At 68.1% G+C, this 25,083-nt stretch carries 22 protein-coding genes; 8 read left to right on the top strand and 14 right to left on the bottom strand.

Going from position 1 to position 25,083, the window contains the following annotated elements; genetic code table 11:
• Positions 1-184 precede the first annotated feature (184 nt).
• Positions 185-937, bottom strand: a complete 753-nt coding sequence (locus AC5Y4C_RS13380; protein ID WP_499912766.1) for a hypothetical protein — start codon at positions 935-937, stop codon at positions 185-187.
• A gap of 80 nt (positions 938-1,017) precedes the next feature.
• On the opposite strand from AC5Y4C_RS13380, the gene AC5Y4C_RS13375 reads away from it, so the two are divergent.
• Both AC5Y4C_RS13375 and AC5Y4C_RS13370 read left to right on the top strand, forming a co-directional pair.
• Positions 1,018-2,268, top strand: coding sequence for a multidrug effflux MFS transporter (locus AC5Y4C_RS13375; protein WP_499963558.1), 1,251 nt, complete (start codon positions 1,018-1,020; stop codon positions 2,266-2,268).
• Between the two features lie 170 nt (positions 2,269-2,438).
• Complete coding sequence (locus tag AC5Y4C_RS13370) at positions 2,439-4,388, top strand: MFS transporter (RefSeq protein ID WP_499963709.1); 1,950 nt, start codon at positions 2,439-2,441, stop codon at positions 4,386-4,388.
• On the opposite strand, the gene AC5Y4C_RS13365 is transcribed toward AC5Y4C_RS13370, so the two are convergent.
• The 3 genes from AC5Y4C_RS13365 to AC5Y4C_RS13355 form a co-directional block, all read right to left on the bottom strand.
• Positions 4,385-5,737 carry an FAD-binding oxidoreductase gene (locus tag AC5Y4C_RS13365; RefSeq protein WP_499963556.1) on the bottom strand — a complete coding sequence of 451 codons (1,353 nt, stop codon included), beginning with the start codon at positions 5,735-5,737 and terminating at the stop codon, positions 4,385-4,387. The two genes, AC5Y4C_RS13370 and AC5Y4C_RS13365, sit on opposite strands and share 4 nt — an antisense overlap.
• Positions 5,734-9,174: a TM0106 family RecB-like putative nuclease gene (locus AC5Y4C_RS13360; protein WP_499963707.1), complete on the bottom strand. Its 3,441-nt coding sequence runs from the start codon at positions 9,172-9,174 to the stop codon at positions 5,734-5,736. The genes AC5Y4C_RS13365 and AC5Y4C_RS13360 overlap by 4 nt, the downstream gene beginning before the upstream one ends.
• 106 nt (positions 9,175-9,280) lie before the next feature.
• The gene (locus tag AC5Y4C_RS13355) at positions 9,281-9,844 is read right to left on the bottom strand and encodes an LppP/LprE family lipoprotein (RefSeq protein ID WP_499947512.1); all 564 of its coding nucleotides are present in this window, start codon (positions 9,842-9,844) and stop codon (positions 9,281-9,283) included.
• A gap of 78 nt (positions 9,845-9,922) precedes the next feature.
• Between AC5Y4C_RS13355 and AC5Y4C_RS13350 the strand changes: the two genes are divergently transcribed.
• On the top strand, positions 9,923-11,578 hold the full coding sequence (locus AC5Y4C_RS13350; RefSeq protein WP_499963554.1) for a DEAD/DEAH box helicase: 1,656 nt from the start codon (positions 9,923-9,925) through the stop codon (positions 11,576-11,578).
• The gene (locus tag AC5Y4C_RS13345) at positions 11,575-12,714 is read left to right on the top strand and encodes an acyltransferase family protein (RefSeq protein WP_499963552.1); all 1,140 of its coding nucleotides are present in this window, start codon (positions 11,575-11,577) and stop codon (positions 12,712-12,714) included. The genes AC5Y4C_RS13350 and AC5Y4C_RS13345 overlap by 4 nt, the downstream gene beginning before the upstream one ends.
• Positions 12,715-12,729: 15 nt before the next feature.
• On the opposite strand, the gene AC5Y4C_RS13340 is transcribed toward AC5Y4C_RS13345, so the two are convergent.
• From AC5Y4C_RS13340 to tap, 7 genes are all read right to left on the bottom strand, one after another.
• Positions 12,730-13,098 carry an aminopeptidase gene (locus AC5Y4C_RS13340; RefSeq protein ID WP_499912778.1) on the bottom strand — a complete coding sequence of 123 codons (369 nt, stop codon included), beginning with the start codon at positions 13,096-13,098 and terminating at the stop codon, positions 12,730-12,732.
• Between the two features lie 63 nt (positions 13,099-13,161).
• On the bottom strand, positions 13,162-13,743 hold the full coding sequence (locus tag AC5Y4C_RS13335; RefSeq protein ID WP_499963705.1) for a TetR/AcrR family transcriptional regulator: 582 nt from the start codon (positions 13,741-13,743) through the stop codon (positions 13,162-13,164).
• Entirely contained in the window at positions 13,740-14,981 is a 1,242-nt protein-coding gene (locus tag AC5Y4C_RS13330) for a cytochrome P450 (RefSeq protein ID WP_499963550.1), read from the bottom strand. Before AC5Y4C_RS13330 ends, AC5Y4C_RS13335 begins: the two co-directional genes overlap by 4 nt.
• A 44-nt stretch (positions 14,982-15,025) precedes the next feature.
• Entirely contained in the window at positions 15,026-16,390 is a 1,365-nt protein-coding gene (locus AC5Y4C_RS13325; protein WP_499963548.1) for an FAD-binding oxidoreductase, read from the bottom strand.
• On the bottom strand, positions 16,387-17,952 hold the full coding sequence (locus AC5Y4C_RS13320; RefSeq protein ID WP_499963546.1) for a succinic semialdehyde dehydrogenase: 1,566 nt from the start codon (positions 17,950-17,952) through the stop codon (positions 16,387-16,389). Before AC5Y4C_RS13320 ends, AC5Y4C_RS13325 begins: the two co-directional genes overlap by 4 nt.
• Before the next feature lie 125 nt (positions 17,953-18,077).
• On the bottom strand, positions 18,078-18,485 hold the full coding sequence (locus AC5Y4C_RS13315) for a dopamine receptor D4 (RefSeq protein ID WP_499912787.1): 408 nt from the start codon (positions 18,483-18,485) through the stop codon (positions 18,078-18,080).
• A gap of 89 nt (positions 18,486-18,574) precedes the next feature.
• Positions 18,575-19,819: a multidrug efflux MFS transporter Tap gene (tap, locus tag AC5Y4C_RS13310; protein ID WP_499963544.1), complete on the bottom strand. Its 1,245-nt coding sequence runs from the start codon at positions 19,817-19,819 to the stop codon at positions 18,575-18,577.
• A gap of 73 nt (positions 19,820-19,892) precedes the next feature.
• Here tap and AC5Y4C_RS13305 point away from each other — a divergent pair, with 73 nt between their 5' ends.
• Both AC5Y4C_RS13305 and AC5Y4C_RS13300 read left to right on the top strand, forming a co-directional pair.
• A complete protein-coding gene (locus AC5Y4C_RS13305) occupies positions 19,893-20,717 on the top strand; it encodes a uracil-DNA glycosylase (RefSeq protein ID WP_499963542.1) in 825 nt (274 codons plus the stop codon).
• Positions 20,718-20,725: 8 nt separating this feature from the next.
• Positions 20,726-21,763 carry an LLM class flavin-dependent oxidoreductase gene (locus AC5Y4C_RS13300; protein ID WP_499963540.1) on the top strand — a complete coding sequence of 346 codons (1,038 nt, stop codon included), beginning with the start codon at positions 20,726-20,728 and terminating at the stop codon, positions 21,761-21,763.
• On the opposite strand, the gene AC5Y4C_RS13295 is transcribed toward AC5Y4C_RS13300, so the two are convergent.
• Both AC5Y4C_RS13295 and AC5Y4C_RS13290 read right to left on the bottom strand, forming a co-directional pair.
• Positions 21,760-22,215: a nitroreductase family deazaflavin-dependent oxidoreductase gene (locus AC5Y4C_RS13295; RefSeq protein ID WP_499963538.1), complete on the bottom strand. Its 456-nt coding sequence runs from the start codon at positions 22,213-22,215 to the stop codon at positions 21,760-21,762. The two genes, AC5Y4C_RS13300 and AC5Y4C_RS13295, sit on opposite strands and share 4 nt — an antisense overlap.
• A gap of 10 nt (positions 22,216-22,225) precedes the next feature.
• Positions 22,226-22,657 carry an HIT family protein gene (locus tag AC5Y4C_RS13290; protein WP_499912799.1) on the bottom strand — a complete coding sequence of 144 codons (432 nt, stop codon included), beginning with the start codon at positions 22,655-22,657 and terminating at the stop codon, positions 22,226-22,228.
• A 31-nt stretch (positions 22,658-22,688) separates the two neighbouring features.
• Between AC5Y4C_RS13290 and AC5Y4C_RS13285 the strand changes: the two genes are divergently transcribed.
• Positions 22,689-23,180 (top strand): DNA-deoxyinosine glycosylase, encoded by a 492-nt coding sequence (locus tag AC5Y4C_RS13285; protein ID WP_499963536.1) that lies wholly within the window; start codon positions 22,689-22,691, stop codon positions 23,178-23,180.
• 309 nt (positions 23,181-23,489) lie between these two features.
• Here the strand turns inward: AC5Y4C_RS13285 and AC5Y4C_RS13280 are convergent, their stop codons facing one another.
• Positions 23,490-24,746 (bottom strand): HNH endonuclease signature motif containing protein, encoded by a 1,257-nt coding sequence (locus tag AC5Y4C_RS13280; protein ID WP_500008471.1) that lies wholly within the window; start codon positions 24,744-24,746, stop codon positions 23,490-23,492.
• Positions 24,747-24,833: 87 nt separating this feature from the next.
• Between AC5Y4C_RS13280 and AC5Y4C_RS13275 the strand changes: the two genes are divergently transcribed.
• A complete protein-coding gene (locus tag AC5Y4C_RS13275; protein WP_499912701.1) occupies positions 24,834-25,037 on the top strand; it encodes a hypothetical protein in 204 nt (67 codons plus the stop codon).
• Positions 25,038-25,083: the final 46 nt, after the last annotated feature.

Below are 25,083 nucleotides of genomic sequence, written 5' to 3'. Positions count from 1 at the left end.
CGCCTCGATTCCTCTGTCCGGGAAGCGTCCTGGAGGGCGCTTGCCCACCTCTGCTACTGGCGACGGTCTCTGCTGTTTCCGCCTCGGTAAAGGCTAACCCGTTGGTCTTCGCAGCGACCACGTGCGCGGTATTCCCGGCGTCGCCGTTTCTAACAGTACGCCCGTTCTGGGAGAGGTGCGTGGCCTAAGACGACGCGGTGGCCGACGGCAGCACGTGCAACGCGACGGGCCAGCGGGCCGGCGCAGGCCCAAAAGCCTTGCGCGCGTTGGCGATGATCTTCTTGGCCATCATCCGGTTACCGCCGCCGCCGATCGCGGCGCCGATGCCCATCGGCAACATCTTGCCGACGGCCATCACACCCCGCTTGAGTGTGTAGCGCTTCACGAAGTAGCGCAGCAGCCGATTGTTGAGTTGCGACACCACCGGCAACGGCAGCGACGCGGTGCTCTCGGCCAGCCAACCGCCGTTGGTGCGGCCCGGGCCGACCAGGTCGCGCACCGCGCGCTTGCTGTCCTCACCGACCAGCACGGCCAGCACCAACGCTCGCCGGTGCTCACGCTGATCGGCCGGGATGCCGTGCACTTCGGCCACGGCCAGCACGAAAAGCGCGGTGGTTTCCAGGAACAGCACGGTCTCGCCGGCCACCGCGGACAGCGCAGCCACCGTGCCGATGCCCGGGAGGGCGGCCGCCGAGCCCACCGCCGCCCCGCTGGCCATGGCCGCGGCCAGATAGCGCTTCTCGAGCATGGTGACGATTTCGGCCGGTGAGGCATCGGGATGCTGTCGTCGCAGCCGCTGCACGTACGCCGTGACCGCCGGTGCCTGAACGCGCGCCCCGCGCTCGAGGATGTATGACAGCGCTTTGGCGCCCGCCCCGGCGTTGTCGTCGGTGGCAGCGTTGAGCTGCGCTGGAGGGCGCGGGCGTGCGGCGTTCATGAGGCCTCCTGGCGGATCGCGTCTTTCCAGGCTACCGGCGGGTGGGAAGAAAATACCGGCGTGCGGTGCTGGTGTGGGTCATGGCAACATCGCGGGCTGTGGGTGTGACGAGCGAGGGCGAGCTGACGACGGGACGTCCCCTCACTCCGAGCCGCACCCGGATGATCGTCGTGCTCGGTGCCCTGGTCGCGCTCGGTCCGTTGACGCTCGACCTCTATCTGCCGGCGCTGCCGAGGATCACCGAAGAGTTGGCGGTGTCCTCGTCGGTGACGCAGTTGACGTTGACGGGGACGCTGGCCGGGCTGGCGCTGGGCCAGCTGATCGTCGGACCCTTGTCGGACTCGGTGGGCAGGCGCCGGCCGCTGATTGCCGGGATCGTGCTGCACATGATCGCGTCGCTGGTCTGCCTGGCGGCTCCCGACATCGCGGTGCTGGGCAGCGCCAGAGTGCTCCAGGGCGTCGGCGCGTCGGCGGCGATGGTGGTCGCGATCGCTGTGGTCGGTGACCTGTTCGACGACTCGGCCGCCGCCACGGTGTTGTCGCGGCTGATGCTGGTGCTCGGTGTGGCGCCGGTCGTCGCGCCGTCACTGGGGGCGGCGGTGCTGCTGCATGCGTCGTGGCACTGGGTGTTCGCAGTGCTCGTGGTGCTGGCGGGTGGCCTGCTCGTGGTGGCCGCGCTGGCGTTGCCTGAAACCCTTCCGGTCGAGCATCGCCGGCCGTTGCGGTTGGGTGCGGTCGGCGCCACGTACCTTGCGTTGTTGCGCGATCTGCGGTTCGTGACCCTGGTGCTGGTCGCCGCGCTGGCGATGTCGGGGTTGTTTGCCTACATCTCGGGGGCCTCGTTCGTGCTGCAGGGCGGCTATGGGCTGACCCAGCAGGTGTTCGCGGTCGTGTTCGGTGCGGGAGCGATCTCGTTCATCACCGCATCGCAGATCAATGTGGTTCTGCTGAAACGGTTTTCGCCGCAACGCATCGTCGTGTTCGCGTTGGGCTTCGGCGTGGTGGTCGGCGCCGCGTTCGTGGCGCTGGCGCTGTCTCGCGTCGGCGGGCTGGTCGCCTTCCTGGTCCCGGTGTGGCTGATCCTGGGCTCGATGGGTCTGGTGATTCCGAATGCGCCGGCGTTGGCGCTGTCCCGCCATCATGAGGCGGCGGGAACCGCTGCCGCGCTGTTGGGTGCCGCACAGTTCGGCATCGGCGCTGCCGTCGCGCCGGTGGTGGGACTGCTGGGCAACGACGAGCGCGCGTTAGCCGCGGTGATGGCGGCGGGCGTGGTGGTGGCTCTGGTCGCGTTGGTCACCGTGATCCGCAGCACCGAGAACGCCTCGGCCTAGCGGCCGCTGGGTACCGTCGCATGCGGTTACTCCGGCGGAGTAGTTCGCGCCGGAATAGGGAATGATCTGCGCATGGCCGGTCACGTGACGTCGTGGGGCACCTCGGTGCTGGTGACGACGTGACCGCCGCTGAGCGCGACATACCACCGTGGGAGCGCGGGGAGCGCGACATGCAACCGTGGGAGCGCGCTGAGCGCGACATGCAACCGTGGCGTGCGCTGTGGGCCATGATGGTCGGCTTCTTCATGATTCTGGTCGACTCGACGATCGTCGCCGTCGCCAACCCGCGCATCATGGAGAAGCTGAACACCGACTACGACGCGGTGATCTGGGTGACCAGCGCTTATCTGCTGGCGTACGCGGTGCCGCTGTTGGTGGCCGGCCGACTCGGTGACCGGTTCGGCCCCAAGAATCTGTACCTGGCCGGCTTGGCGATCTTCACCGCCTCGTCGCTGTGGTGCGGGTTGGCCGGTTCGATCGAGATGCTGATCGCCGCGCGGGTGGTGCAGGGCCTCGGCGCCGCGCTGCTCACGCCCCAGACGTTGTCGACGATCACCCGCATCTTCCCGCCGGAACGCCGCGGCGTCGCGATGAGCGTCTGGGGTGCCACCGCAGGGGTCGCCACGCTGGTCGGCCCGCTTGCCGGCGGCACCTTGGTCGACAGCCTGGGCTGGCAGTGGATCTTCTTCGTGAACGTGCCGATCGGGGTGCTCGGCCTGGTGCTGGCGGTGTGGCTGATCCCGGTGTTGCCGACGCAACGCCACCGCTTCGACGTGCCGGGCGTGCTGCTTTCGGGCGCGGCGATGTTCCTGATCGTGTTCGGCCTGCAGGAGGGCCAGTCGCACGACTGGGCGCTGTGGATCTGGGCGACCATCGTCGGCGGCATCGCGGTGATGGGACTGTTCGTCTGGTGGCAGTGGGTGAACAAGAACGAGCCGCTGATCCCGCTGCGGGTGTTCCGCGATCGCGACTTCTCGCTGTCGAATGTCGGGGTCGCGGTGATGGGCTTCATCGCCGTGGGGATGGTGCTGCCGCTGATGTTCTATCTGCAGGGCGTGTGCGGCTTGTCGCCTACCCGCTCGGCGTTGGTGACAGTGCCGATGGCGGTGTGCACCGGGCTGCTGGCGCCTATCGTCGGGCGCATCGTCGACCGGTCCCATCCTCGCCCGGTGGTCGGGTTCGGTTTCTCGATGCTGGCGATCGCGCTGACGTGGCTGTCGGCGGAGATGACGCCGACGACGCCGATCTGGCGGCTGGTGCTGCCGTTCGCCGCTATGGGCGTCGGCATGGCATTCGTATGGGCGCCGTTGGCCGCCACCGCGACCCGCAACCTGCCGCCGCATTTGGCCGGCGCGGGGTCGGGCGTCTACAACGCGACCCGGCAGGTGGGTTCGGTACTAGGCAGCGCGAGCATGGCCGCGATGATGACCTGGCGGATCAGCGAAGAACTGCCGCCGATGCCGGCAGGTACTCCGCGTGGCGGCGAGGGGGCGGTGAGCCAGCTGCCCGGATTCTTGCACCAGCCGTTCTCCGACGCGATGTCCACGTCGACGCTCTTGCCGGCGTTCGTGGCGCTGTTCGGGGTGATCGCGGCACTGTTCCTCATCGGGGGCCGAACCGCTGGTGTTGCGAAATCCGTTGAGCCGCAACCATTTGACGATTCGGAGCCCCGCACCGACGCGATGCCGGTGATTGCCGCGCGCGCCGGCGACTCCGGCGGCTACTTCGGCGACGACGACGATTACCCGGAATACATCCTCGTGCCACCGGATCCCGACAGCGGGCCGCAACCGATTCCTTCGCCGGATGCCGACGACTCCGACACCGAACCGCTGGCCGTCCCTGCCGAGGCGGCGGGCAGCGAGCCGGTCGAGCTGGGGGCCGACAACCCGTACCAGACGCTCTACCACGAGCCGCCGGAGCGCTGGCTGCGTTCGGTGAGCGAGCCGATTGGCTTCGCGCACAACGGCTTTCGGGTACCTCATGGTAACGGATTGCCGGACGTTCCCGAGCAGCGGCGGCCAGGCAGGCACGCCGCCGACGACAGCGGGCCGACGTTCACATGGTTCGATCCGGACGCCGACAGCTACGGCAGGCACGCGACTCCTGCCGGTGACTAGGCGAACAGCACCGCGGCGTTCAGGTAGCCGGTGGGGTCGAGGGCGTTCTTGATCGTCCGCATCGCGGCGATATCCGCCGGTTCGCGGGACATCCCGACGTAGTCGCGCTTGAGGCTGCCGACGCCGTGCTCAGAGCTGACGTTGCCGCCGCAGCCGGCGATCAGCGTCATCATCGCCGCGTACAGCGCCCTTTCACGCTCAGCAGTCATGCTGCAGCGCAACACATTCAGATGCAAGTTCCCCTCGGCGATGTGGCCGAACAGCACGGGGATCGCATCGGGTGCATGCTCGGCGATCAGGGCGGACGACTGCTCCGCGAAGGTCGCGATCGCCGGCAGCGGCAGCGAGACGTCGAACTTCAGCGGCGGCCCGAAGACGCCGAGGATGTCGGCGATCGCCTCGCGTAGCCGCCACATCCGCTGCTGCGCAACGGCATCCACGCCGACCGCCGGCTCCGCGGACAACGGCGCATCCGTCAGCGCATCGGCCAGTCGGTCCGACTGATCGCGGTCACCGGCCATCTCGATCAGCATCAGCCAGGGGGCCGCCACCGGAGACGCGACGTCCAGATGCCGTGCGGTGAGCTCGAGCGCCCGCGCGTCGATCAGTTCCAGCGCCGCGATGCCGTCGAGATCGCGAAGGACCTGACCGGCCGCGGTCACCGCGGACAGGTCCGCAAACCCCGCCACCGCGGTGATCCGGTGCGCGGGCGTGGGGTGCAACCGCACGTCGAGCTCGGTGATCACACCCAGCGTGCCCTCGGCGCCGACGAACAGCGCAGCCAAGTCGTAGCCGGTGTTGTCGCGACGAACAGCGCTGTGCCGCCGCAGAATCGAGCCGTCGGGCAGCACCACCTCCAGTCCGACCACCTGCTCGCCCATGTTGCCGTACCGCACGGTGCGCAGCCCGCCCGCGTTCGTCGATGCCATGCCCCCGACCGTCGCGGAATCGCGGGCGGCGAGGTCCACCCCGAACACCAGCCCGGCTCCAGCGGCGACGCGCTGCGCCGCCGCCAGCGGAACGCCCGCACCCAGCCGCAGCCGGCGCTCGCCGGTGTCGACATCGCCGACTGTCGTGAGCCGCTCCGTGGACACCAACACGTCGTCGTGTTCGGGAACAGTGCCGGCCACCAACGACGTCCGCCCGCCCTGGATCGTGACGTGCGCGCCGGCGTCGCGGCATTCGGCCAGCACGGCCGCGATCTCGTCGGCGCACGCGGGCCGCACCAGCGCCGCGGCGCGCCCGCGATAACGCCCGGTGTGGTCGAGGCTGCGCGCCGCGAGCACGTCCGGATCGGTGCTCAGGTAGCTGCCGCCGACGATGCCTGCCAGCCGCTGCGCCAAACTCATTGCGGCGTCTCGCCCGGCGACAAGGTGAGAAACGCGCCGAGGGCCACCAAGTCGTCGGGGCTGGCCGGCAGGTACTCGGTCAGCGACGGCGATCGCACGATCACGGCCCGATACTTGGCCCGGCTGATCGCGACGTTGAGCCGGTTGCGGTTGAGCAGAAAACCCATGCCGCGCGGAATGTCGTCGATGGTCGACGAGGCCATCGACAAGAACACCACCGGCGCCTGCCGGCCCTGGAACTTGTCGACGGTGCCCACCCGCACGTCGTCGAGCTTCGCCGCGTGCAAGTGCGACCGGATGCACAGCACCTGGGCGTTGTACGGCGCCACCACGAGCACGTCGTCCTCTGTCAGCGCGCGTGTGCCGTGCTCGTCGGTCCACGGCGTGCCGATCAGCGCTTGGATCTGCTCGACGATTGCCGCGGCCTCTTCGTCGCTCGCGGTGTCGTTGTCGCGGTGGTCCACGAACAGGGTGTGCACGCCCGGCGCATGACCGGCTAGTTCGCGATGCGCGGCGATGTCGTCGGGCCGCAGCCGATTCTCATACGACAGCGCCGAAACCGCTTGGCAGACAGCGGGATGCATGCGGTAGCTGCGTTCGAGGAAGTACCCGAACTCGTCGGGCAACACATCGCGGTCGTCGACCAGCCAGCCCAGCGCCGAGCGGTCCACCGGTTCCGGGTGGGTGCCTTGGCTGACTTCCGGCAGTTGTTGCGGATCGCCCAGTAGCAAAAGGTTCCTCGCGGCCAGGGAGACTGCGATGGTGCTGGCCAGCGAGAACTGGCCCGCCTCGTCGATGGTCAGCACGTCGAGGCTACGCGGTGGAACTCGGGCAGCGTTGGCGAAATCCCACGCCGTGCCGCCGATGACGCAGCCGGCGTGCCCGGCGATGAAGTCGGCGTACTTGTTCTCGGGAACTACTTGCCAGGCACGGTGATTGGTGTGTTCGGCGCCGGATTTCTTTCCCACCAGCGACGGATCGACACCCGCACCGACGATCTCGTCGAGCAGGTTTTCGACCACCGCATGCGACTGCGCGACCACACCGATGCGCCAGTGGTGCTCGTCGACCAACCTGGCGATCACCCGTGCGGCCGTATACGTCTTGCCGGTGCCCGGCGGACCGTGCACCGCGACGTACGAGTCGCTCAACGCCAGCAGCGCCGCCGTGATCGACTCGATGTGGTCGCCGAGCCGGGGGAGAGGCCCGCCGCCGGTCAGTGTCGGCGGCTGGCGGCGCAAGATGTCGATCACCGCGCCATGCGGCAACCGCGAGCAGGTGCGCAGCGACTCGGCGGCCTCCGCCGCGACCGTCTCGATCACCTGCTCCATGTTGTCTGTGGACACCGGAAATCCCGGCGTCAACGCCATCGGGAGGTTGTCGAACGGGCCCGCGTCGGGCTGCAGTTCACAGATCAGCACCTCGACGGGCAAACCGGCTGCGGCATCGACAGTTTCGAGCACCGTCGCCTTGCCTGCCGCGCGCCGGTCGGGGTGGGCGTCGTCGAGGCCCGGGGGCGCCGGGCGGTCGTAGAGCACGCACACATTACGGTCGAGCTGCCCGCCGCAGAGGCTGCCGTACAGCCGGACATGGCGTCGTGGCTTGCGTTTGCGCGGCGGCAGATGCCAATCGGCCTCCACGCGCGCGTCCTCGACGCGGAACACCCCCGAGGTGTCGGCCCACTCCTCGACCGGCCCGGTGAGCCGGTCGAAGTGGCTCCACCAGAAGGGTTTTCGTTCTCGTTGGTAGTAGCCGCGCGCGGCGGCGATCAATGCAGCCGCCATCTGGTCGGGTGAGCGGTGATCGCGGTCTGCTGCGTCTCCCGCGAAATCGTTCAGCAGACAAGCGATGTCATCGTCAGTGGGTACGGTTTCCCCCGGGGGCGCCGGCCGGGTCAGATGGGTGACCCCGTTCTCGAACGCCCGCAGCACCAGCCAGTCGCGGAGCTTGCGCGTCGACGTGCAGTCGTAGTGGTTGTAGTCCTCGATTTCCTTGAGCACGCTTGCTGCCTCGTCGTCGCGGCCGGCGTCACGCAGTGCGCAGTACCGCGCGTACTGGGTGATCGAGTCAGTTGCGGTGGTGACGTCTCCGCCGCGCAGCTGCTCACCCATGTACAGCGGCTCGATCGCCTTGAGCCCGTAAGATTCTGCGCCGACGAGGATGGCCTTGCGCACGATGGGATAAAGGTTCACCAGCACCTCGCTGCGCAGCAGCTCGTCGACCTCGTCTTCGCCGACGCCGTGGCGCGCGGCCAGCCGCAGCAACGCGGTCTTCTCGTACGCGGCGTAGTGGTAGATGTGCATGTTCGGGTAGCGCTTGCGGCGCTTGCGAACCATCGCCAGGAACTCGACCAGCGCCTCCCGTTCGCCGGGTCGATCGTGCGCCCACAACGGGTGGAAGGTGCCGTCGCGTTCGAGCACCCCGAACAGGTACTCCAGACCCCAGTCGACGCCATTGCTGGTCCACAGCGGATCGCCTTCGAAATCGAAGAACAGGTCGCCGTCGTCGATCGCGGGCAGCGCGCCGAGCGGATCCGGGTCGACGACGTCGTACTCGGCGACACCGGATTGCGCCTGGCGCACCTGTATGCGCGCCTGGGCGGTCAGCGTGGCAAGGGTTGCCGCAGCCATTCCGTCCACCGGGCCGGTGTGGTGGGCGAGTTCGGTGACGGTGCTGATGCCCGCGCCGAGCAGTTTGGCCCGCTGGCTGGCCCGCATGCCGGCCACCAGCAGCAGATCGTCGGATGCCCGCAGATGCGGCTCGCAAGCCGCGCAGCGCATGCAGGCACGCAGTTGCGGGTCGCCCCAGCTGACCGGCTGTCCCGACGCGAGGTGGCGGTCGAGCAGGTCCTCGAGCGCCGCCCGCTGGCGCAGATACACCTCGACGAGCTCGTGCACCGGGTATTCCGCCACAGCCTGGTCGCCGAGGATCAGACCGACGGTGGGGCTCACCGGGGCGCCCATCGCGCGCAGCGCTTCGGCGTAGCCCGCGATCTGCAGCAGCGCTTCGACTTTGGCGTGCCGCGCCAGTTTGGTGTCGCGAATCTGATACGCACAGCTCGCGTCTTCCCGAACCAGGAAGTCGGCGAATCCGACGAACCTGCCGTCGATCAGGGCCGCCTGGTACACCACCGCCGGTTGGCGAGCCAGCGCCTCGAGCGTCGCGCGCGCCGCTGCCTCGAACGACGCCACGGTGTACGCGGGCCGGCCAATGGTGACCACCCCGTCTCCGTAGCGGGCGACGTAATCGTCGAGGATGCGGCGTTCGTGCGCACCGCCCAATTCGGCGGTGCGCCTGAGTAGTTCGTCGTCGTCGGTCTCGGGGGCGGGCCCGCGGCCGAGCTTGTGGTCGAACTCGCGCAACAACGCATACTCACACCTGGCGGCGGCGGCCAGGTCCGAGGCGCTGTAGTACACGCGGCCGTTGTCGACGAACACGGTGTCACTGTAGGTTTCTTCGCCGCGAGCGTGCATGTCTGTACACCGACACGCCGCGTTCGCCGTACCCCAGCGCACGCTCACGGCTCACCAGCCGTGCGCGTGCTTACGCCGTGTTGGCGACCAGTTCCACGTTGTTGCCGTTCCACCGGAATCGCACCACGCTGTCCAGCCCGGGCATCCCGTTGGAGAATTTCAGCGCGACGGTGTCGCCGGTACTCGCCGACGAGTCGATCGCATTGAAGCCGAACGTGTCAGGCACCCCTGAGGGAATGAACTTGCCCTGGTGGAACATCACCGCGCGGGTGTTCGGGTTGTCGGCGTTGGTGTTGGCCCGCACGATCACCACCGACAGCTGCGCGCATTCGTTGTAGTTCCCGGCGACGGGCTCAGGGTTCCAGCGCTGGCCGCTGCGCGGGTCGGGCGGCAGGCTGGCGACGGCTTTGGCGATCTCAGGTGCCGCCAGGTTGACCGCGCAGGGGTCGTATGGGGCGGGCGGCGGTGGGGCGGGCGCCGCTGGCGGCGGCACGGGCGGTGCCGGGGGCCCAGCCGCCAGCGCAGTGCTACGCGGCTCCGGGGTCTTCGCGACGGTGGAATCCCCGGCGCCGCAGCCGGCCGACGCCACCGTCACCGCCGCGGCCACCGCGACGACGATCCCGATCCCTTTCACAAGTGCGCACCGTACCGTCGCGGTCCGCGATTCGATCGCAGGCGGGGCCGACTGCGCGGCCACTAGACTCATCTCACGATGACCTCCCCGGACCAGGACCTTTCGCGTCCTGCCACCTCGTTCGCCGACCTGCACATCCATCCCGCGGTGCTGGCCGCTGTCGACGACGTCGGCTACGAATCGCCTTCACCGGTCCAGGCGGCGACGATCCCGGCGATGATGGCCGGCTCCGACGTCGTCGGCCTGGCGCAGACCGGTACCGGCAAGACCGCCGCGTTCGCGATGCCGATCCTGTCGAAGATCGACACGTCGAGCACCGCGACGCAGGCGCTGGTGCTCGCACCCACCCGCGAGCTCGCGCTGCAGGTGGCCGAGGCGTTCCGCCGCTACGGCGCACATCTGCCTCGGATCAACGTGCTGCCCATCTACGGCGGTCAGTCCTACGGCGTGCAACTGGCCGGGCTCAAACGCGGCGCGCACGTGGTGGTCGGCACCCCCGGACGGGTGATCGACCACCTCGAACGCGGCACGCTGGATCTGTCTCGCCTGGACTATCTGGTGCTCGACGAGGCCGACGAAATGCTGCAGATGGGCTTCGCCGAAGACGTCGAACGCATCCTCGCCGACACTCCCGAGTACAAGCAGGTGGCGCTGTTTTCCGCGACCATGCCACCGGCCATCCGCAAGATCACCTCCAAGTACCTGCACGATCCGGTCGAGGTCACCGTCGAGGCGAAAACCGCGACGGCAGAGAACATCTCGCAGCGCTACATCCAAGTGGCCGGTCCACGTAAGATGGACGCCCTGACACGGGTGCTCGAAGTCGAGCCGTTCGACGCGATGATCGTGTTCGTGCGCACCAAGCAAGCCGCCGAGGAGGTGGCCGAAAAGCTCAGCGCCCGTGGGTTTTCCGCGGCGGCGATCAACGGTGACGTGCCGCAGGCGCAGCGTGAGCGCACCATCGCGGCGCTGCGGGACGGTGGCATCGACATCCTCGTCGCTACCGACGTCGCGGCCCGCGGCCTGGACGTGGAGCGCATCTCGCACGTGCTCAACTACGACATCCCTCATGACACCGAGTCGTACGTGCACCGGATCGGACGCACGGGCCGGGCCGGCCGCAGTGGCTCGGCGCTGCTGTTCGTCTCGCCGCGGGAACGGCACCTACTCAAGGCGATCGAGAAGGCGACACGCCAAAAGCTCACGGAGGCACAGCTTCCCACCGTCGAAGACGTCAACGCACAACGGGTCGCCAAGTTCCGCGATTCGATCACCGACGCGCTCAGTGCGCCCGGCATCGAACTGTTCCGCAGCTTGGTCGAAGAATACGAACGTGAGCACGACGTGCCGATGGCCGACATCGCCGCCGCGCTCGCTTTGCAGTCGCGTGACGGTGAGCAGTTCCTGATGGCGCCGGAGCCGCCCGTGGAGCGGCGCAAGGAGCGTGCCGAACGCCCGGCCAAGCCGCGCCGCACCAACCAGAAGATGGCCACCTACCGCATCGACGTCGGCAAGCGGCACAAGGTCGGCCCGGGCGCCATCGTGGGGGCCATCGCCAACGAAGGTGGTTTGCACCGAAGCGATTTCGGCCACATCGCGATCCACTCGGACTTCTCACTCGTCGAACTTCCGGCGAAGCTGCCCCGCGAGACGCTCAAGGCCCTGGAGAAGACCCGCATTTCCGGCGTGCTCATCAACCTCAAGCCCGACCGCAGGAGACGGCCGACGCAATGACGGTGTCGCGGGAACTCGACGCGCAGGGTGGGCTGGAGTCGGTCTCGCGGGCCGAACGGGTGGCGTCTCTCACCGGCATCCGCGCCGTGGCCGCACTGCTGGTGATGGGCACGCATGCGGCCTACACGACGGGCAAGTATCCGCAGGGCTACTGGGGTTTGTTCTTCTCGCGCATGGAGATCGGCGTGCCGGTCTTCTTCGTCTTGTCGGGGTTTTTGCTCTTCAGTCCATGGGTGCGCGCAGCCGAGCAGGACCGGCCGGCTCCGTCGATCGCCCGCTATGCCTGGCACCGGGTGCGACGCATCATGCCGGCCTATGTGGTCACGGTCGTCGCGGCCTATGTGGTGTACCACTTCCGTACCGCCGGTCCGAACCCCGGCCACCACTGGACCGGGTTGGTGCGCAACTTGACCCTGACCCAGATCTACACCGACAACTACATGTATTCCTATCTGCACCAAGGGCTTACGCAGATGTGGAGCCTGGCCGTGGAGGTGGCGTTCTACGTGGTGCTGCCGCTACTGGCCTATCTGCTGCTGGTGGTTCTGTGCCGCCGACGGTGGCAGCCGCGGCTGCTGCTGACAGGTCTGGCCGCACTCAGTCTGGTCACGCCGCTGTGGCTGATTCTGGTGCACACCACCGACTGGCTGCCCGATGGCGGACGGCTTTGGCTACCAACATATTTCGTGTGGTTTCTCGGCGGCATGATGCTGGCCGTCCTGGCCCCGATGGGCCGGCGCTGGCATGCCGGCGTCTGCCTGTCACTGGCGCTGGTGTGCTACCTGATCGTCTCGACGCCGATCGGCGGCGAGCCGACCACGTCTCCCACGAAGTTGTGGGAGGCGCTGGCCAAGGCGGCGTTCTACGCGGTGATCGCGACGTTGATGGTGGGACCGCTGGCTCTGGGCAACCGCGGCTGGTACGCCCGTGTACTGGCCAGCCGGCCGATGGTGTGGCTGGGCGAAATCTCCTACGAGATCTTTCTGATCCACCTCGTCGTGATGGAGATCGCGATGGTCGAGGTGCTGCATTGGCGGGTCTACACCGGCAACATGCTCGCGCTGTTCGCGGTCACGTTGACCATGACGGTGCCGCTGGCATGGCTGCTGCACCGCGTCACTCGCGTGCGCGCCTGACGTCGACGCGTGCCGTCAGCGGGCCGGTGCCCGACCGCGGATCAGGAACGAGCCACCCGCCAAGACCAATCCCAGCACTGCCACGGGGATCGCCCACTCGAGGCGGTTGTTGATCGCGTTCTTGCAGTTGTCCTCGTACTGGTGGCTCTGGGTCTGCGGCGCGACGTCCTGGATGACCGGCCCGATGACCGGGGTGTTGCCGAGCTGGTTCCCGACGGTCTCGTTGTCCTTGTCGCGCGCCGCTTGCAGGTCGCCACCGGCGATCGGAACTCCGCAGCCGACGCTGCCCCGATCACCCGAAGCGCTGGGCGGGACCAGCAAGAAGATGATCCCCACGATCGCTGCGATCGCCCCGACCAGCAATAACAACCGTTGCGCGTTCACCGTTTAACCCCCTGGGCTGTCGAATGTCTGAGCCTCGATACCCGGGCCCAGTTGCGTCCAAACCTAGCGTCGCGCCGGGGCGCCGACGACGGTCGACACGACGAACTCCCGCAACAGGTGCCGTTCGTCGTCCTCGTCGCGGCCCGGGAACATCAACAGCGAGGTGATCACCCGGACCAGCCAGCGGGCGCGCCGCTCGACGACGGCCGGATCGTCGGCGCCAAGTGAGTTCAAGAACGCGGCCGTCAGCGCTTTGATCACCTCGGACTGCTCGGCCATCTCGCCGCCGATCGGCGGCTCGTTCGCCGCGAACCACGACGCCAGCGCCGGACTGCTGCGCACCATTCGCAGCGCGGTGGTGACACCGGCGATCAGCCGTTCGGCAGGGTCTTCGACGTCGCGGATCTGATCGGTGAGTTCCCGGTGCAGCCGGTAGGCCTCCCGGTTGACGAACGCGGTGTGCAGCGCCTCGCGGTTTTCGAAGTAGCGATACAGCGTAGCGCGCGAACAGCCTGCGGCACTTGCGATTTCCTGCATACCGACGGTCGCCGCGTCACGTTCGGCGAACAGCGTCGCCGCCGCGTCCAGGATGCGGTCGACAGCCACCTCGCTGCGGTTGCTGGCCAGCCAGTCGCGTGCCATCAGCTGGTAACCCGGAACGGCACCGACAGCGGACGGCGCACGTAGCTGCCGCCGGCCCAGACGATGCGGTCCTCGTCGACCTCGAAATCGGGGCAGTGGGCCAGCAGTTCGGTCAGCGCGACGCGGGCCTGCATGCGGGCGGCGGCCGCGCCGAGGCAGTGGTGAGCGCCATGGCTGAACGTCAGGATCTTCGCCGGGCGGCGTGTCACGTCGAGTTCCCCTGCGTCAGGGCCGTATTCGCGTTCGTCGCGGTTGGCCGACCCGTACAGCAGCAGTACCCTGCGTCCGGCCGGAATCGTGGTGTCGCCGACGGTGACGTCGCGGGTCGTCGTGCGCGCCAGCCCTTGCACCGGCGAGGTCAGCCGCAGCAGCTCGTCGACCGCGTCGGCGATCAGGTCCGGTTGCTGGGCCAGCAGCCTGCGCTGGTCGGGCCGCTGGTGGAGCAGTTGCACGGAGCCGCCGAGCATGCCGGTGGTGGTGTCGTTGCCTCCGGTGACCATCGTGAACGTGAACGCCAGCACTGACAGCGTGCCCGCGATGTCGCCGTCGGCCCCGACGCCGGCAGCCACCAGGTGTGACACCGTGTCGTCGCCCGGCTCGCGCCGTCTGCGCTCGATCAGCTCGGTGAAGTAAGCCATCATCGAGCCCACCGCGTCGCCTACCGATTCGAGCGCGTTGCCGATGCCCCCTTCGACGGTGTTGGCCGCGACGATCGCCTCGGTCCAGCCGTCGAACTGGTCGCGGTCCTCTTCCGGCACGCCGAGGTAGTGGGCGACGACCATCGAAGGCAGCGGCTTGAACAGCTCGGTGACGATGTCGCCGCCGCCGGCCGCCAGTAGCTTCTCCAGCCGTTCGACGACGAATGCGCGCACCACGGGCTCGACGGCCTGCACCTGGCGCGGTGTGAAACCGCGCGCCACCAGCTTGCGGAATTCGGTGTGCACCGGCGGGTCCTGCATTACCATCGGTGGATTGTCTTGCAGCCCAATCAATTCCAGTTCACCGTAGTTGACCGTCAGACCCTGTGCGGAGGAGAAGGTCTCGTGGTCGCGCGCTGCCGCCCACACGTCGGCGTGCCGAGACAGCACCCAATAGTCGTGGTCGGGCTTCTCCGGCGGGACGACGTGGTGGACGGGATCGTGGTCGCGCAGCGCCCTGTACATCGGCCACGGATTGGGCCAGGTCTGCGCGCTCGCGAGCTGGAACGCCACCGGAGAATTGTGAGACAGAACCGCCGTCATGTCTCATAGCATCGACAAGCTACGGGCGCCTGTCAAGACAACGGCTAGATCGCCGCGCCAGGGTTGAGAATGCCCGCCGGGTCGAGTGCGTCCTTGATGCGGCGGTTCAGCGCCATCGCGTCGGGCCCCAGCTGACCGGCCAGCCATGGCCGCTTCAGCCGACCCACCCCATGCTCACCGGTGATCGTGCCGCCCAGCTGCACGGCGAGATCCATGATCTCGCCGAACGCCAGCTCGGCGCGCTGGCTCATCGCGGCATCCGACGGGTCGAACACGATCAGCGGGTGGGTGTTGCCGTCGCCGGCGTGCGCGATCACCGAAATCATCACGTCGCGGTCGGCGGCGATTCGGGCCACCCCGGTCACCAGATCGGCCAGCGCCGGCAGTGGCACCCCGACGTCCTCGAGCAGCAGCGAGCCCTTCAATTCCACCGCAGGGATTGCAAAGCGGCGCGCGGCGACGAACGCCTCGCCCTCGTCGGGGTCGTCGGTGGAGAACACCTCGGTGGCCGCATGCTCGGCGAAAACCGAGGCCATGAAGTCGGCGTCTTGCCCGGCTGCGCCACGCTCGTCAGAGGCGGCCACCAGCATCGCTGCGGCGTTGCGGTCCAGCCCCATTCGCAGTTTGTCTTCGACGGCGTTGATCGCGACGGCGTCCATGAACTCGAGCATGGCCGGGCGGATCTTCGCCGTCACCGCCAGCACCGCGCGCATGGCGGCCTCGACGGACGAGAACGTGGCCACCACGGTGCTCTGCGGCTGTTGCGGTGGCAGCAGCCGCAGCGTCACCTCGGTGATCACACCCAGTGTGCCCTCACTGCCGACGAACAGCTTCGTCAAACTCAGCCCTGCAACGTCTTTCAGTCGTGGGCCGCCCAGCCGCACCGCAGTGCCGTCGGCCAATACCACCTGCAGTCCCAGCACGTAGTCCGTCGTGACGCCGTACTTCACGCAGCACAGCCCACCCGCATTGGTGGCGATGTTGCCGCCGATGCTGCAGATCTCATACGACGACGGGTCCGGCGGATACCACAGCCCGTGTTCGGCGACTGCGTGTTTCACCTCGGCGTTGAACAGCCCCGGCTGCACGACGGCCGTGCGGGTGACCGGGTCGACGGTGATGTCGCGCATCCGCTCGGTGGACAGCACGATGCCGTTGTCCAAAGCTGTTGCACCACCTGACAATCCGCTGCCGGCGCCCCGCGGCACGACTGGGACACGATGCCGCGTGGCCCAGCGCAGCACCGTCTGCACGTCCTCGGTGCGGCGCGGCCGGATCACGGCCATCGGCTTGCCCGCGGCGGGGTCTGCCGCACGGTCCTGCCGGTACGACTCGGTGATCGCCCGATCGGTCACCACCATGCCGTCGGGTAGCGAGGCGATCAGTTCGGCGAGGACGTCTGCGGTCATTTGACGCCCGGCAGCCGGCGCAGCGCGCGAAGGCCGGTCGTCATCACGCGTGCGTAGCGGTCGGCGCGCAACCACGGCGGCGGCCCTACTGGGAGCAGCTTCTCGATCGCAATCGTTTGCGGCTCAGTGTATTTCAAGATGCCATGCTCTCCGTGGCGCCGCCCGAGGCCGGAATCCTTCATGCCGCCCATCGGGGCGTCGATCGACCCCCACGCGGCGGCGTAGCCCTCGTTGACGTTGACGGTGCCCGCCTGCAGCCGAGTCGCGACACGCCGCCCGCGCGCCGGGTCGGAAGTCCAGACGCTGAAGTTCAGGCCGAACCGGCTGTCGTTGGCCTTCGCGATCGCCTCGTCCTCGCTGTCGACGCGGTAGAGCGACACCACCGGCCCGAACGTCTCGTCGGCGAATGCGGTCATGCCCTCGCGCACGCCGGTGAGAATCGTCGGCTCGTAGAAGAACGGACCGATGTCCGGCCGCGCCCGGCCACCCGCCAGCACGGTCGCGCCCTTGCTCACCGCGTCGTCGACGTGATGTGTGACGGTCTGCAACTGCGTCTCGTTGATCAGCGAGCCCATGTCTGCCGAATAGTCAAGCGCAGCAGACAGTTTCATGGCCTTGGTGGCTGCGACGAACCGGTCGACGAAGTCGTCCCACAGCGGCGTCGGGACGTAGATCCGCTCGATCGAGATGCACAGCTGGCCCGCGTTGGAGAACGCGGCCCGCACCGCGCCGGTCGCTGCCTTGCCGACGTCGGCGTCGTCGAGAACAAGCAGCGCGTTCTTGCCGCCCAGTTCCATCGAGCAGTCGATCAGGCGTTCGCCCGCTTGGGCCGCCACCTTTCGTCCGGTTTCGGTGGAACCCGTGAACATCAGGTAGTCGCTCTGCTGGATGATCGGCGTGCCCAACTCGGAGCCGGGCCCGGTGACCATCTGCACCAGGCCGGCCGGCATCCCGGCCTGCTCGAGCAGCTGCACCGCCCACAGCGCTGAGAACGGGGTGCGGTCGTCGGGCTTGGCGAGCACGGCGTTGCCGGCGACGAGCGCCGGAAGCGCATCGCTGATGCCCAGCGTCAACGGGTAGTTCCACGGCGAGATGATGCCGACCAGGCCTTTGGGGTGGTGGTGTTCCCACACCTCGGTCAGCATCAACTGCACCCCTTGACGGCGTTTGGGGCTGAGATAGGCCTCGGCGGTGTTGGCGTAGTAGCGCGCGGTCAGCGCAACGTCGGCGACTTCCTCGAATGCGTGCCTGCGGGCCTTGCCGTTCTCGAGCTGGATGATGTCGAGGATCTCGTCCTGGTGCTGCAACACCAGGTCGTGCAGCCGCAGCAGCACCTCCGCGCGCTCCTGCACCGGCCGGGCCGCCCACTGAGCCTGCGCCTCGCGGGCCCGGCGCGCGGCGGCGGCGACGTCGTCAGCGGTGCAGTGCGGCACGCGGCCCAGCGGCTCGCCGGTCATCGCGTTGGTGACTTCGCGATAGACGCCAGTGTTGGTGCTGTCGACCCGCGCCGCAAGCTTCCCCAACAGCGGGCCAACGGCAATGGGCTCGCGAACCGTGGTCATCGACGATCCTTCCTCGAATCAGGCGGCACAGCCGACAGTGCGCCGGTTACCTCCATGCTTCCCTTGTGGAGGAGTCGAGGAAAGGTCGGGGGGCTACAGAGGGAAAGGGAGTGGCGACGGAACGCTTAGGGAGTCGGCGCAGCGGCGGGCGGCTGTGGACCGGGCGCGACGCCCGGCGGAGGAGCGGCGTCCGGGTTCATCGGCCGCTGCGCCAGCAGAAGAAGGCCGTCCTTCCAGGTGAGGTCTCGATCCTGGATCGCGTTCCAGATGCCCCGCAGATACGACATGCGCGGACCCTCGTTGCTCGGCGTGTCCGTGGTTCCCGGTGGCAGGTTCTCGGGGCTGGTCAGATGCGGCACCGAAGCTGGTTGAGGAGCGGTGGCTGAGTCCGGGGCAGAGGCTTGGGCGACGACGTCCGGCGACGGTGGGATATCGGGCGTCGGCGGATCGGCCAACGCGGCCGGCGCCGACAGAAACGCCGCAGTACAGGCGGCAGCGCCGAGGCCCGCTGCCACTCGGGTGTCGATCTTCATCGTCAACCTCTCGTGTCCCTGCCTAAGGCTTCGTTGCGACGACACAATCGTTACAGGTGACACCTATTCTGCGGGCGGCCTCGCCGCTGTCAATTCGGTACCGGCTCCGGATCGTGCCGGTCCAGCTCGCGCAGGGAGGGCAGCCGCAGCGAAACCAGCCCGACTGCCATCATCGGGACCGCCAGGGCCAAAAAGGTCGTGCGCAGCCCGAATGCGTCGGCCAGCGGACCGGCCAGCATGAAGCCCAACGGGCCGGCCGCATACGCCAGCGAGGTCATCACACCGACGACCCGGCCGCGCAGCGGCGGCGGCGACTTGGTCTGCATCACGTAGTTGTAGATCGGCGCGATCGGCCCGTACACCAGACCGACCACTGCGCACAGCAGCAGGATCACCGGCAGTGGCGGCAGCACGGAGATCGCGGCGGTGCAGACACCGAGGGTCAGCGTCGCCACCAGCAGCGTCACGCGGCGGCTGATCCGCCGCACCAGCAGCGGGTAGGCGAGAGCGCCGACGAGCCCGCCGACGCTCAGAGCCATCAGTACCCACCCGAGCTGGGCGGGTTCGTCGCGATCGGTGAAGTACTTCGGAAACAGCACGCTTTCCATCGGCAGGTACAGCCCGGTCATCGCCAGCTCGATCAACGCGAGCATGCGCAGCACCTTGAGGTTCCACACGAACCGCAGCCCCTCGGCCATCCCGGACCAGGCGCTGTCGGGGCGTTCGTGAACCGCGGGCGGCCCGGCGCCCTCGAGCCGCAGCACGGCGACCGCGACGATCGAGAGCACGAACGTCGCAGCGGTCACCCACATCGTGTTGATGCCGCCGATCGTCGCGATCAGCAGCCCACCGAGGCCTGGTCCGACGATGTAGGCGACGTTGAACACGGCTTCGTACAAGCCGTTGGTGCGATCCAGCGTCCATCCCGCACGCGCGGCCGCCTCCGGAAGCATCGACTCGCGCGCGGTGATTCCGGCCGGGTCGAACAACGCGCCCAACGCGGCGAGCACGGCCAGCACAGTCACGTTGACCGCGGTTTCGCCCAGCACCAACGCCAGCACCGGGATCGCCGCCACCGTCGCCGCCGACATCACATCCGAGACGATCGAAATGCGTTTCCTGCCCAAGAAATCCACGGCGGTACCGGCCAGCAGTGTCGAGAACAGCAGCGGCAGCGACGCCGCGCCGGCCACCACCGAGGCCTGCAGCGCACTGCCGTTGCGCTGCAGCACCAGCCACGGGAACGCGACGATGCTGATGCCGTTTCCGGCCGCAGCCACCAGTGCGGCGAACAGCAAAAGGGAGACCGGCGCGCGTGACGTGGTGGATTTCATGGGGTTTCTGCCCGGAATCTAGCAGCGGGCATCCGGGTGGGCGACCGAATTTCCGGGCGGGCACAGTGGACCGGTGCTGCCTCATCCGCGTCTCGGCACGCCTTTCGACTCCCCGGTGCCGCCCGGCTGCGGCTGGCCCGGCGATCCAGCGACGCCGAAGACGCCCGTGGCCTCAACCCCCGAACAGGTGGCCGCTCTCGCCGCGGATGTTTCGGCCGTCGCGGATCTGGACGCAATGGTGTCGGTGTGCCGGGCCTGCCCGCGGCTCGTGGAATGGCGTGAGCAGGTGGCCCGGGTGAAGCGCAAATCCTTTGTGGCAGAACCATATTGGGGTCGCCCGATACCAGGGTGGGGATCCGAGGAGCCACGCGTGCTCATCGTCGGGTTGGCGCCGGCGGCCCATGGGGGCAACCGCACCGGCCGGGTGTTCACCGGTGATCGATCCGGGGACGTGCTGTATGCCGCTCTGCACCGCGCCGGCCTGGCCAACCAGGCGCTGGCCGTCGACGCCGCCGACGGGCTGGCGCTGATCGGCACCCGCGTCGCAGCCGCCGTGCGCTGCGCTCCGCCCGCCAACGCCCCCACTCCGGAGGAGCGGCAGACGTGCAAGCCGTGGCTGGATGCCGAGTGGCGGCTGGTGGGCCGCTACGTGAAGGTGGTCGTCGCGCTCGGCGGGTTTGCCTGGCGCGCCGCCCTGCAGATGGTGGGAGCTGGCTCGCCGGCGCCGCGCTTCGGACACGGCGCCGAAGCGACCGTTGGCCCCGGCCTGGTGCTGCTCGGCTGTTACCACCCGAGTCAGCAGAACACGTTCACCGGCAAGCTGACTCCGGCGATGCTCGACGACGTGTTCACCCGGGCCAGGGCGGTGGCGGGAATTCCGGATTCACCGACGCGTTGAAGAAACCGATGCAGCTTTCTGTTCTCGATCTCGTTCCGGTGCGTGCGGACCAGTCCACGGCCGACGCGCTCGCTGCGACGGTGCGGCTCGCCCAGGCGGCCGACCGGCTCGGCTACACCCGCTACTGGGTGGCCGAGCACCACAACATGCCGTCGGTGGCGGCGACCAGTCCGCCCGTGCTGATTGCACTGCTCGGGGCGCACACCTCGCAGCTGCGGTTGGGTTCCGGCGGTGTGATGCTTCCCAACCATGCGCCGCTGGCCGTCGCCGAGCAGTTCGCGCTGCTCGAGGCCGCTTACCCCGGGCGCATCGACATCGGTATCGGCCGCGCGCCGGGAACCGACCCGGTGACGTCGTACATGCTGCGCGGACCCGCCGGTCGCGACGATTCGGACATCGACAAGTTCCCCCAGTACCTCGACCATGTCGTGGCGCTGATGAGCCCATACGGGGCGCAGGTGGCCATTCCCCGTCAGCGCTACCTCCTCAAGGCCACCCCGGCGGCGGTCAGCGAGCCGCGGCTGTGGCTGCTCGGGTCGTCGGCGTACTCGGCGCATCTGGCGGCCGCCAAGGGCCTGCCGTGCGTGTTTGCACACCACTTCACCGGCAAGGGCACCGAGGAAGCGCTGCGGATCTACCGGTCCGAATTCGTACCCGGTGAGCTGGCCTCGGAGCCGGTGACGTTCTTGACCGTCAACGCCTCAGTGGCGCCGACCCGGGAGGAGGCCGAGGCGCTGCTGCTGCCGAACCTGCAGATGATGGCGCGACTGCGCACCGGGCAACCGCTCGGCCCGCTCGATCTCGTCGAGGACGCGCAGGCTGCCCGGATCAGCTCAGCCGAGCAGGCGATCGTCGACGCCGGACTCGAACGCGCCGTCGTCGGCACCCCAGCTGAAGCGGCCGCGCAGGTGCGGGCGCTGGCTCAACGTTTCGACGTCGACGAAGTGATGGTCCACCCCGTCGCATCTGCCCACCGGGGTACCGACCCGGCGACAAGCCCCGGCCGGGAGATGACGCTGGAATTGTTGGCCAAGGAACTTTTCTAAGCGGTCTTGGCTTTGAGTTCGAAGATCGGAATCGGCCGCGACGTCCGGCGCTGATAGCCCTTGTAACGGTTGCTGTTGTTCTTGTTGACGATTTCCCACAGCCGCTCATAGTCGGGCTCGTCAGGAGTGACGCAGCGGGTGCTCACCGGGAAACGCCTTGTGCCGACGTTGATTTCGGCATTCGGGTTCTTTCGCAGGTTGTGGTACCAGCCGGGATAACGCGGCGATCCGCCGTTGGACGCGACGATCAGGTAGGCGTCGCCGTCGCGCGCGTACGTCAACGAGTTCGTCCGCGGTTGCCCCGTCTTGGCGCCGGTGGTGTGCAACAGCAGCATCGGCGGGACGCCGGGGAACTTGTGCCCGATCCGGCCATCGGTCCGCTGGTAGAGCTGATCGTGAAGCCGCAGCAGCCGCGCACCGACGTTCTTTTCGACCCACTCGGAGACACCCATGGCGCAAGTCTTACTGGTCGGCGTCTATCCGCGCCAGCGCATCGCGCAGGATGCGTGCGGTCTCCTCGCGGTCGTGGTCGCGGCGCAACACCACGCCCTTTGCAAACGACAACTTGTCGCCGTTTCTGCGGGGCACAACGTGAAGGTGGATGTGGAACACCGACTGGAAGGCGGCGCTGCCGTCGTTGATCACGACGTTGTTGCCGTCGGCGCCGAGTTCCGACGCGCGGGCAGCCAGCCCGATGCGCTGGCCGATCGCGACCATGTCGGCCAGCGTCTGCGCAGGGGTGTCGGTCAGGTCGACGGTGTGCCGCTTCGGCAGCACCAGGGTGTGTCCTCGCGTGAACGGGCGGATGTCGAGGATCGCCAGGTAGTCGTTGTCTTCGTAAATCCGGATCGCAGGCGCGTTGCCCGCGACGATCTCACAGAACACGCATGACATCCCGCCACCGTAGCGGTCGTAGGGTGAGGCGGTGCCGAGTGGTCTGCCGCCCGTCGTCGATTCACGCACCCGCGTTCTGGTCTTGGGCTCGATGCCGGGTGAGGTGTCGCTGCGGATGGGCGAGTATTACGCGCATCCGCGGAATGCCTTCTGGCGCATCATGAGCGAGCTTCTCGGTTTCGATGTATCCGCCGACTATGCAGCTCGGCTTGATGCATTGTTGTCGGCCGGCGTCGGGCTGTGGGACTTGTTGGACAAGTGTGAGCGGGTCGGCAGCCTGGATTCGGCGATCGTGCGAGAAGGCATGAGGGCCAACGAATTTGGCGCCTTGTTCGCCGAACATCCGCGCATTCACCGCGTTTGCTTCAATGGCGCGAAGGCTGAGCAGGTGTTCCGCAGGCTTGTCGCCCCGTCGTTGACGTCGTTGCCGGTCTGCATTCGCTTGCCGTCGACGAGTCCGGCCAACGCAGCAGTCCCATACCGCGACAAGGTGCACGCTTGGCGTGCTGCGGTCGACGATTGACGCGCGCGGCCTTGCCATGGTTGCGCGCACGTGCCGCGAACGGGTCTGCGGTAAGGGGGCGCCGCCCAATTAACAGCATGGCGACCCAACAGACAACGCCGTCTTCAACCCGCACCGCAGGCTCAAAGGCGTTCGGCTCAGCTCACGTTGGTGCGCACCGGTTGCGGTCGGTGGCAACGACGGTCGTGTGGGAATCGCGGGTGGGGGCGCCCTCGCGCGGGTGTGGTTGTGCCCCTTGGCCTTCGAGGATGCGATCCGTCTGCGCTTCACTGCCTTGTCGGCTGTGAGCGGTCCGGGTAGAAGGGCACCTCAGTTGTTGGTCAGTGGTGGTTGGGGTTGGAAGGGTTGGTACCACCACCACTGGGCGCGCTCACCGGTGGGCCCCGGACAGGGCGGCACCGCGGGCGGGGGTTGGGTTGGTGGGCGGGCCAGCGAGGCGGCGCTCAGTACTCGCCCAGCGTTGTCGGTGACGACGAGCGCGTCGGCGGGCCCGGTGATGGTGATCAGGCCGCGATGGTGCAGCCGGTGATGATGCGGGCACACCAACACCAGGTTGGCCAACTCGGTGGGGCCGCCGTCCTCCCAATGCCGAAGGTGGTGGGCGTGCAAACCGCGGGTGGCTCCGCAGCCGGGCACCACACAGCTGCGGTCGCGATGCTCAAGTGCGCGGCGCAGCCGCCGGTTGACCACCCGGGTGGTGCGCCCGGCGCCGATGGGTTGCCCGTCGCGTTCGAACCACACCTCACAGGTGGCATCACACGACAAATAGCGGCGCTCGGAATCCGACAGCACCGGCCCCAGATGCAGCGCCGCGACGCGCGCCTCGACATCCAGATGCATCACCACGGTGGTGTGCTGGCCGTGCGGGCGGCGCGCCACCTCGACATCCCAGCCCGCCTCGACCAGCCGCATGAACGCATCGACGCTGCTCGGCATGGGCGGGGCCGTCTCCGACGGGCGCTCCTCGTCGCCGTGGTCGCGTTTGTACTCGGCGATCAACCCATCCAGATGCGACGCCAACGCCGCATCGAACGTCGCCGCCTCATCATGGGGAAGCCTGATCCGATAACAGCTGAACGCGTCGTTGGTGGTTTTGGTGATCGAGCGCTCCGGCTCGCGCCGTGGCTCGGGGTCGGGTTGGGGTCGCGGTTCGAGCTTGACCGCGGTGCGCAACTGATTGACCGTGGCCACGCCGGCCAGCTGCGCATAATGCTCATCAGACCCCTCACCCGCGTGTGCGGCGATCACCCCGACCTGATCCAGCGACAACCGGCCCTCGGCCAACCCTTCGACACAGCGCGGAAACTCCGCCAGCCGGCCCGCCACCGTGGCGATCGTGTGCGCCGTCGCCGACGACACGCCCAGCTTCCAGGCCACCAACGCCGGCACCGACCGCGCCCCCGTCCCACCCCACAACCCCTCACCATCGATCTCGGCGACGATCTCCACGATCCGGCCATCGATCGCATTACGCTGACCCGCCAACTCCGCCAACTCCTCGAACAACACCTCAAGACGCTGCGCAGGACTCACCGCAACAACGGCCGACGACGCGATCGAGGACATAACGACACCATCGCACCCACCACCGACAAGTCCGCGGCACCAAGTACGAGGCCGCTCTCGCGATCGGACCGCTGGCATCCTTGGCTCATGGCTGGCAAAGAAATCGACCGCGTCAGGGTCCGCAGTGCGCTGGACGTCGTCAAACAGCACCCCGTCATGGTGCTGTTCGGGCTTTCGCCGGTAATCGCCGTGGCGATCCTGGTCGGCTGGCTGACACACCCATTTTGGGCAGTGCTGCTGTTCATCGTCGCGCTGGCAGCCGGTAGCTGGGCGGTTGTCCGCAAGCGGTAGCTCTCATCCGCTTCCGCCGTGGGAGAACAACCTCCCCTCGCCGCTG

The organism is Mycobacterium sp. NGS35, assembly GCF_059812855.1.
Note: the sequence above shows the minus strand (reverse complement) of the source record. Positions and strands in the feature narration are given on the sequence as shown.

Excerpts from the sequence above, each read along its gene's own strand:
- AC5Y4C_RS13280 (WP_500008471.1), bottom strand. The coding sequence starts at position 24,746 with ATGTCCTCGATCGCGTCGTCGGCCGTTGTTGCGGTGAGTCCTGCGCAG.
- AC5Y4C_RS13300 (WP_499963540.1), top strand. The coding sequence starts at position 20,726 with ATGCAGCTTTCTGTTCTCGATCTCGTTCCGGTGCGTGCGGACCAGTCC.
- AC5Y4C_RS13275 (WP_499912701.1), top strand. The coding sequence starts at position 24,834 with ATGGCTGGCAAAGAAATCGACCGCGTCAGGGTCCGCAGTGCGCTGGAC.
- AC5Y4C_RS13345 (WP_499963552.1), top strand. The coding sequence starts at position 11,575 with ATGACGGTGTCGCGGGAACTCGACGCGCAGGGTGGGCTGGAGTCGGTC.
- AC5Y4C_RS13330 (WP_499963550.1), bottom strand. The coding sequence starts at position 14,981 with ATGACGGCGGTTCTGTCTCACAATTCTCCGGTGGCGTTCCAGCTCGCG.
- AC5Y4C_RS13315 (WP_499912787.1), bottom strand. The coding sequence starts at position 18,485 with ATGAAGATCGACACCCGAGTGGCAGCGGGCCTCGGCGCTGCCGCCTGT.
- AC5Y4C_RS13365 (WP_499963556.1), bottom strand. The coding sequence starts at position 5,737 with ATGAGTTTGGCGCAGCGGCTGGCAGGCATCGTCGGCGGCAGCTACCTG.
- AC5Y4C_RS13375 (WP_499963558.1), top strand. The coding sequence starts at position 1,018 with ATGGCAACATCGCGGGCTGTGGGTGTGACGAGCGAGGGCGAGCTGACG.
- AC5Y4C_RS13325 (WP_499963548.1), bottom strand. The coding sequence starts at position 16,390 with ATGACCGCAGACGTCCTCGCCGAACTGATCGCCTCGCTACCCGACGGC.
- AC5Y4C_RS13380 (WP_499912766.1), bottom strand. The coding sequence starts at position 937 with ATGAACGCCGCACGCCCGCGCCCTCCAGCGCAGCTCAACGCTGCCACC.
- AC5Y4C_RS13295 (WP_499963538.1), bottom strand. The coding sequence starts at position 22,215 with ATGGGTGTCTCCGAGTGGGTCGAAAAGAACGTCGGTGCGCGGCTGCTG.
- tap (WP_499963544.1), bottom strand. The coding sequence starts at position 19,819 with ATGAAATCCACCACGTCACGCGCGCCGGTCTCCCTTTTGCTGTTCGCC.
- AC5Y4C_RS13320 (WP_499963546.1), bottom strand. The coding sequence starts at position 17,952 with ATGACCACGGTTCGCGAGCCCATTGCCGTTGGCCCGCTGTTGGGGAAG.
- AC5Y4C_RS13370 (WP_499963709.1), top strand. The coding sequence starts at position 2,439 with ATGCAACCGTGGGAGCGCGCTGAGCGCGACATGCAACCGTGGCGTGCG.
- AC5Y4C_RS13350 (WP_499963554.1), top strand. The coding sequence starts at position 9,923 with ATGACCTCCCCGGACCAGGACCTTTCGCGTCCTGCCACCTCGTTCGCC.
- AC5Y4C_RS13290 (WP_499912799.1), bottom strand. The coding sequence starts at position 22,657 with ATGTCATGCGTGTTCTGTGAGATCGTCGCGGGCAACGCGCCTGCGATC.